The organism is Candidatus Hakubella thermalkaliphila (assembly GCF_013281975.1).
GTDB classification, from domain to species: domain Bacteria; phylum Actinomycetota; class Humimicrobiia; order Hakubellales; family Hakubellaceae; genus Hakubella; species Hakubella thermalkaliphila.
On the sequence record NZ_BLRZ01000095.1, the window covers coordinates 1 to 7,532 of the forward strand.

The following is a 7,532-nucleotide window of genomic DNA, read 5'->3' on the forward strand; positions in this document are numbered from 1 at the left end:
CCTTACCAAGGACGCCTTTCATGGTGAGTGGAACTACACCATCAAACCAAATCATGCCTGAACTTGATCATGTTATTTTGTGACAGGCCCTTAGGTATCGGTCTCCTTTCTCATAAAAAATGAAAGCATTAGACCTCTCCCCGGATTGGTGGGTTTCAATCCCTCTTAGGTATCAGTCTCCTTTCTCATTGGCTCGCCAAGTCCCTTCTCATCCGCGAGCTTTGCAAGGTTTCAATCCCTCTTAGGTATCAGTCTCCTTTCTCATCCCCGGCCGAGCCCGGCTCCTGCTCCATATAGATAATGTTTCAATCCCTCTTAGGTATCAGTCTCCTTTCTCATTATAAAAAAGTGTGTTGTTAGGGGAAACGCTATGTCCAGTTTCAATCCCTCTTAGGTATCAGTCTCCTTTCTCATGGTGTATTCAAGTCGGTTAACCCTGAGGAACGGAGGGTTTCAATCCCTCTTAGGTATCAGTCTCCTTTCTCATGGGAAACTATCTTTCGTTTCAGCCTGTTGTTTTCATGCCGTTTCAATCCCTCTTAGGTATCAGTCTCCTTTCTCATGTTCTGAACCTTGAAGACTTGAGAGTTCGAATCTCTTAGTTTCAATCCCTCTTAGGTATCAGTCTCCTTTCTCATGGCAGCCCAATATAATAGGCCTTGAGTAGGTTTTTATTCATTATTTTCGGGCATGTGCCTGAAATATTGTAACTTATGTAGCACAACATCGATTTTTACACCCCCTCTCTGCTGCGAAATTTGCTCTTACCAGGTATTATGATCTTTCGAGCATCTGTTGCATTGACTAGGTGTTTTGTAAATTACCACGAAGCCCGAACGGTGACGAAAAATATACAGATAAAATTCAGAAAGTTTGCATATATTCTTTTTATGTGTCAAAGGAACTCCGGACTGTTGTCCGGATCTGCGATTTCTTCTCTCTCAGCCACTATCCGGTAAGCCTCCTTCTCGTAGATGAGACTCTTGCTAAGAAAACAAAAGACATCTTCAATGGCCAGCTTTATAGTCTTTGAATCTACCCTCATAGATTGCTTCTCCAACAGTTTCTTGGATAACAAGTTGGCAGATTCGGATGCCAGGATATATTTCCAGGGCAACCGGCCCTACATTAGTCATAAGAAAGAAGATGTGGCTATCCACGCCGGGCTGAATAAAGACGGAAGCAATATGGACAGACAAACCCAGCCGGGCAAACCGGCCTCTGCTCCCCAGTTGTCCACACAAACGAGACGGCAGTTTCACTTTTTCTTTGGTTACTGCCAACACAGTCTCACCGGGTAGAGGGAGAAAATGGTCGTCTTCCCTAACTATCTTCCTTTCCAGTACCTCCTTCTCCCGGCTCGCCTGTTCATCCACAGGAACAGTTTGGTAGGTTCTTCTAAACATATGAAACTCGCTTCCAAGATGTAGATCAATGGAAGCCGGACCAATCTGGTCGGATCTGAAGGGAGCTATAACGATGTTTCCAGCCCTAATCTCCTTTAATATCTCATCTTTAGTGAGGATACTCATGTCTGCCTCCTTGCAATGCTTTATTCTCTTCTGAACATCAGTCATACGTTAAGGTAATTATCCTCTTATTGATAGTTCCTTGGATAAAACGGTTCATTATCGCCCCACTGATAAATCACCGATAGTTTGTAAGAACAGTCTTTGATACTCTCATATTCGTTGCTAACCTCTTTTTCAATTAGCTGACGAACGGTCTCTTCACTCTCTTGACTATACGGTTTATCAAGATACTTGGATACAAGATTATTCTCGATTAGCTGGATTATAAAATTAAAGTTATTTTTATTGAACCTGTCAGTAGGAATTACTCGGACCTCTTCGACACATTGGTGTTTAAGATAATGGTTCTCTTGCTTCGAGATCATCTCAGCTCTATCAACCATTTCGGCTGTCATAATCCAATGTCTAGCAAGTTTCCTTACACATTCGGAACTTGACCCATTGTGTAGTTTCTCAAGACATGATCGGTGGATTCTTCTATCCTTATCATTAAGTTTTATAGAAGTTATTTCCCCTTTATTTGGTGTCACTTTAATTGCAAAATCAGCGTCTCTAAAAATAGATTTTGAAGTATCATTGGAAGCCTGGTATATACTACGCCATAATTCCACTGCATCAATTGCTCGCTTCAAAGCGGTTTGATAATCTCTTTTAAGAAGATTAAGGGTTATTTTTATCTCTTCTTCCGTTCCAGCTCTTCTCACTTGAATATCGCACCCATCACTTAGTCTCATAAGAGCTACTACCTTCATAAGATCTATGTCTTTAAAAGATTTGTCCTTTATATAATCCCTTAGTGAAGGGTAGTCCTTGTCTAGGAAATGATTTCTGGAATTTTCTTCCTTCTGTACATAGCCCATACTCTTTCGGTGATAAAGACAAGTCGTGAGGACAGCATCGTGAAGATTTTCATCAAGTCCTTGGTTTTCAAGCCCCTCTTTACCTGGCCATTCCAACTCTTTTGCCGTTTCAGGGTTATTTAGCCTCTGACAGGAGAGAAAATGATGGAATTCTCTGATCTCGGAAGGAAAGAGAGGAACCTTCCCAAATGTATTAGTTTCCATGTAATCCAAGCTATGACCACAATCATGAAGCAGAATAGCCGCAAGGAGGCAGAACCTCTCTTTTACATTAAGATAATTTTGATCCACCGAGAGGATAGGGATAAGAAAGAGTTCGGCAAATTCCAAAAGGTTATGGTGATGGTTGAGGGCATGATCCACTTCCTCAGGAATTTTATCCCCCTCCCAAATTAAGTCACCAACCCTGTCAACTAATTTTTCAAGTATTTCTCTGAGCTTCTCGACCTTATCCCCTAACGAGTCGCGCAAAAGCATTCCTATAATTTGCTTTGAATAGACTTTGATGGGATCCTGTCGCAACTGGTTTTGATACTGCTTTTCCAGATATTTTCCAAGTGAGAAGAGCTCCATCTGTCCAGATTCTTCGTAGAGTAAGTTCTTGATTTTACGGTCAAGATAACATTCAAAGTATTCTTTAGTCCGAGGGTTCAAAACCATACGGAGCCTTGTAGTATTTCTATGCCAAAGATGAAAGTCGAGACCAATGGGATATACCGGCATCTCCATGATGTCCAGAGAGTTTTCAAACAGGTAACAGAGAACAACTTTATCCGAGCGAACCATCGCTTGCAAAGTAGAGTAGGGAACAAGCCCTTTATATCCGCCGGTAGTGTTCAGGTAGATCCTATCAGCCTCATTTTCAACCTGGTTTATAATCTCGTTCATCCTGTCGATAAGGTTGCGGGATCCTTTCTGTTTAAAATCCTCACCTTTCTCATCGTCCACACCTTTAATCTTTTCGCAACTGACCACCATATATCGCCTCTGTAACTCAGAGTGCGAATTCACATATTCTTTTATTACTTCACCACACACAATCCCTGTATTGGTATCGGAAGTAAGGAAATAACAATCCGCCGTGGGCTCGTTTTCATGCTTTTGTTTGTGAATCCAGAGATAGCTTATCTCCTGAGGCAGACGGTCTTTAATCCCACCTTGGGGCGGTCTATAGCCTATCTCTTCAGAAAGGTTAAGTTCTCGCAGTTTTTGCAGAAGCTCATGTTTGCAGGAAGACAAATCTTGCCCCCGGGGTATTCGCAAGATATTATCGCAAAAGTCATTGAGACATTTTACCTTTGTTTGGTAAGAAGCATCCGGCCTGGGCTTTCCCCCTGTATTTGTAAGCAAAGAAGTTCCAACTGTGAGGATATGGACGATCTTTTCCATTATTCCTTCCTCAGATAATCCCTTGTTTCCAGCCTTTCCTTATAGCGTTGGGTGTGCGTAAGGGTTCCTCTGATTCTTGTGACCTCTTTCTACGTTGGTCCATAAAATAATCAAAAGCTTCATCTGCATGTAGCTCTCCAATACGTCCATCTTTCTCCCAATAAGGAGGATAGTACTGCACGGGAATATTCAGACCAACGAAGTCTAATTGTAAAAGAGCCTTTAAGTCTTTCACAAATTGAAGATCATCGTACTTGGAAGCCTCTACTTCGTTATCTTCGCTCTTTCCTGTGAGCATCCATGTTTTGAATTTTCTGACAAAGTTCTTGACTTCCTCAGGAGTTGCTGGTCTTTCATTTAGAGATTCGAGGTCACCGGTCCAATCTTTCTCCGGCTGCGTAAAAATTACCTCCTCGATGTGGAACCTTACGCTTCCAAGCCCTATGCCCTTTCCCATTCCCAACTTATGCGCATATTCCTGTGACTCATTGAGTGGGTCATCGGATATGGTAAGCGCCCATAGGAGCATACCCAATTCATAATCGTCCAGGGATTCAAAATCTATGGTTCCCTTAAAAACAGCTCCCTTGGCAAGAACGGCGCAGGTTGTGTTTTGGTGGGTGTAGATATTCTTCCATCTCTCCTCCTCCTCTGTTTCAATCTTATCTGGGCTGAGTTCTTCCTCCTTTCTTTTAATGTATTCCAGAGCTTCCTCAGTCATAGCTTTGGGATGATGGAGATAGAACTTCCTTCCCCTTATGGTTCCCGGTGTCGCTGCCCAGAGGGAATGTGGTGCTTTAGTATAATAAGCAACATTTGTAGAGGGATCTTTGTTCTGCGAAGGGTCAGGCCTCAAGTAAAACGGATAATATTGAGGCTTAGGGCTTCCCAGGACTTTGAGCGGAACCGGATGTGTGTCTTTTAAGGTCTTTTCTGACCATGCCACACTGAAACTTACCCTTCCGGCAATCCCCTGTTCACCTTCTTCCTCTGTCTCTTCCTTCTCCTCTGGTGTCCATCCAAAAAGTCGCGTAGCAGGGCATAAGCAATCAGCGCTTTGTGGATAGTGATATTGCCCAACCGATTCTAGAAGTGATTTAATGTTTTCATTTTCTGCTACCCTATGTATCTGCACACGTCCTATTGAAGATTTATTCATATGGTCAATCCAAAACACTATGGAGCTCTCTCGTAGCGGATATTCTGGATAGGCTATGAAATAATCCTGAACAACCTTAGGGGGTACTGAAAACTGTTTCCCATATCTGTAATCCGTTGATGCCTTTCCAGAAGTCACTTCAAAGTAAACTACATGAAACCATCTTTGCCTATCGATTGCCTCAATGGGATTATAGAGCCAACCATCTCCGCTAAGATGCAGACTGGTAACGCGTTCCCCTCTTTCTTGTCCATTACATTTGATCCACTGCACAATATATGCTTTCCCCCTTTTTACAGCTTGAAACTTGATTTTCGTTCCATTATCTATATCTTGACACATGTTCATGTTGATTTTAGCTGTACTTGCCTCCACGAATTTCCAGCCACTACCATCGTTTCTTCCTTCTTGTTGGACCACTAAACATTTTGAAGGTCTCGGTAATCGCCGCAATGTGGGATGTTTATATTCAGAAGATACTCCAAAACTACTGTTAGTAGCTGCCTCTACCACGCTTCTTATCATTCCCTTCGTGGAGGTCGGTGAAATGCAAAGTCTTCCATCTACATTAAAGAAGTCCTTTACCTTATGGATATCCTCATCTCTGTCTCCAATCTTATATATAGTGACCCCTTCAGGGTCGGGGATAAAAATTGGGCTCAACGAGGTCAGCGTATATTCTATTCGACCCGTCAGTCCATCATATCTGTGAAGAGGCTTAAATTTCCTATCTTGGCTTATGGCAGGGGAACTTCCGGTTCTCCTGGGCCCTCCGTGAGGCACAAAGTTGTAAGGGTAAATGAAATGAGAACGAGGATCCCGGCTTCCCTGTGGGCATCCTGGATTTTCGGGTGGAAATTTTTGCTGAGCCATTATTCGTCCTCCTCTTTATGCCAATCCTTTACATCTCTCGCTCCAGGTCTTAAGAACCTCCAGAACAAGGGCTCTCCGTCCTCGTTGAGGTATATCCGGATTTCCAGCACAGGGTAAGTCTTTGCTTCTCTCATGATGACATCTGGATACTCAATAGCTCTTGAGCCAGCTACTCGTTGTTCGAAAAAGGCTCCTTTTTCTTTGTTATATATTCCCCACAGTATAAGAGTCCTGTCCTCGTGTTTCACCTCTTCAGTAAACTCACGAAGGTTTGAGACACCATCTCGTAGGGGAATTGAACTAAGATCACTCTCAAGCATCAGAGAAAAACCATATTTCTCTTTCCCTAACTTTCTCCACTCTATCTGTCCCTTCCTCCAGAATATCCTTCCCCTCAGGGAGAATCCTTGAATTTCGTCCTTCCTTAATTTCTCCAAAAGTCCCTTCCAGTCCACAAAGGCAAATTGGTGTACATAATCTAATAAAGCATAAAGTTCGTCTTTACCTTGACCTTCTAACCATTTCTGTAGGTTTTCGCACTTTAGCCAGTTGTGGAGAGAGGAACCCAAAATTTCCCCTGCCTTGACTTTAAGTTCCATGACTTTGCTCCTCTTGAGGTTGCCAGGAATTTATTTGCCCCCTGAGGGTATTTATCGCTTTTTCAACTAGAGAATATACTTTCTCCTCTTTGGAGACCCAGAAGTTCCTACCCGATTTTACCTTCGTCGAAGGTATATGGAAGAAACCTCCTATGACTTCGGGTGATTCCAGCAAGAGGTCTTTCAAAATTCCCCTTTCATGCGTAAGTGTCTCTATCTCCACTGTTTCGGGCAACAAGACAACTTTCCCGAACCCCTTGGTTCTACCATACCCTATGCGGATTTTGCCAAGCTGAAGGTCCTTTAAAACCAGTGCCACCAATCCAATATGCCACAGCTCAAAGTCTCTCAGCTCAAGCCGGAATTCCAAATCACCTGAATCATCCAGAGGATTTTTGGGGAAGAAAGGTCTTGAGTTGAATTTCTTACCTTCTGCTGCCCCTTCTGTGAAGCGGTCGATAGCAACATGGTCCAAAAGCTTCAGCCCTCGCTTAAATTTATCTGGATTAGTTGGATAGACATCCTCAAGTCGTATCCTCCCTCCCATAGCCGTAAAGCCGAAAAGCTTGCTCACAATACAGGCTTTGGAATAGATAGTGTCAAAGTCGCGCTCTTTTGAAAGTTCCTTGCCCTTCTTTTTTAGTTTTTCCAGATCCCAGATCGCTTGGAGACAGATGTCGTCATTTTTGAAGCGCTCGTAAATCAATGTACGTAGCACCTTCTCAACGTGTGACCTGATACATCCCCTAAGTGCTGAACCTGGTAGATAAGGAATCTCGTCTTCATTCTTACAGAACGTTGCATCTACTGAAATAGGTCTTTTTATCTCTTCACAACCCGGAATCAGTGGACTTCCCCTCTCTACAAGCTTCCGAGCCCCTCTGTTCTCAATCTTCTCTACTGAATATCCAGCTTTTACAAGAATTGGCTCCAATGGACGCAGAACTCCTCGAATAACAAGTATCTCAGGAGGCGACTTAGACCCCTTTAACTGAATACATAATTTCTCCCTTGAAAATAACATAATTTTCATGCGACGTGGTGCGCCGCGGTGCATGGGCGATTCCTCCCCAGAATCCTAAAATGGCTTCCGGTATCTATCTCTCAAAATCCCAATCCA

6 protein-coding genes and 1 CRISPR repeat array are annotated in these 7,532 nt (G+C 43.0%); all 6 genes read right to left on the reverse strand.

Features of this window, described 5'->3' with window-relative positions; genetic code table 11:
* Nucleotides 1-152: 152 nt before the first annotated feature.
* Nucleotides 153-638: a CRISPR direct-repeat array (repeat unit 37 nt; unit sequence GTTTCAATCCCTCTTAGGTATCAGTCTCCTTTCTCAT).
* 257 nt (nucleotides 639-895) lie between these two features.
* Nucleotides 896-1,045, reverse strand: coding sequence for a hypothetical protein (locus HW443_RS08470; protein ID WP_176238063.1), 150 nt, complete (start codon nucleotides 1,043-1,045; stop codon nucleotides 896-898).
* A complete protein-coding gene (dcd, locus tag HW443_RS08475) occupies nucleotides 1,008-1,532 on the reverse strand; it encodes a dCTP deaminase (RefSeq protein ID WP_176238064.1) in 525 nt (174 codons plus the stop codon). Before dcd ends, HW443_RS08470 begins: the two co-directional genes overlap by 38 nt.
* 65 nt (nucleotides 1,533-1,597) lie before the next feature.
* Complete coding sequence (locus HW443_RS08480; RefSeq protein WP_176231709.1) at nucleotides 1,598-3,781, reverse strand: HD domain-containing protein; 2,184 nt, start codon at nucleotides 3,779-3,781, stop codon at nucleotides 1,598-1,600.
* A 10-nt stretch (nucleotides 3,782-3,791) separates the two neighbouring features.
* The gene (locus HW443_RS08485; protein WP_176235740.1) at nucleotides 3,792-5,813 is read right to left on the reverse strand and encodes a TIGR03986 family type III CRISPR-associated RAMP protein; all 2,022 of its coding nucleotides are present in this window, start codon (nucleotides 5,811-5,813) and stop codon (nucleotides 3,792-3,794) included.
* Nucleotides 5,813-6,250: a hypothetical protein gene (locus HW443_RS08490; RefSeq protein WP_176235741.1), complete on the reverse strand. Its 438-nt coding sequence runs from the start codon at nucleotides 6,248-6,250 to the stop codon at nucleotides 5,813-5,815. The genes HW443_RS08485 and HW443_RS08490 overlap by 1 nt, the downstream gene beginning before the upstream one ends.
* 151 nt (nucleotides 6,251-6,401) lie before the next feature.
* Nucleotides 6,402-7,445, reverse strand: coding sequence for an RAMP superfamily CRISPR-associated protein (locus HW443_RS08495; protein WP_176238065.1), 1,044 nt, complete (start codon nucleotides 7,443-7,445; stop codon nucleotides 6,402-6,404).
* Between the last annotated feature and the right edge of the window lie 87 nt (nucleotides 7,446-7,532).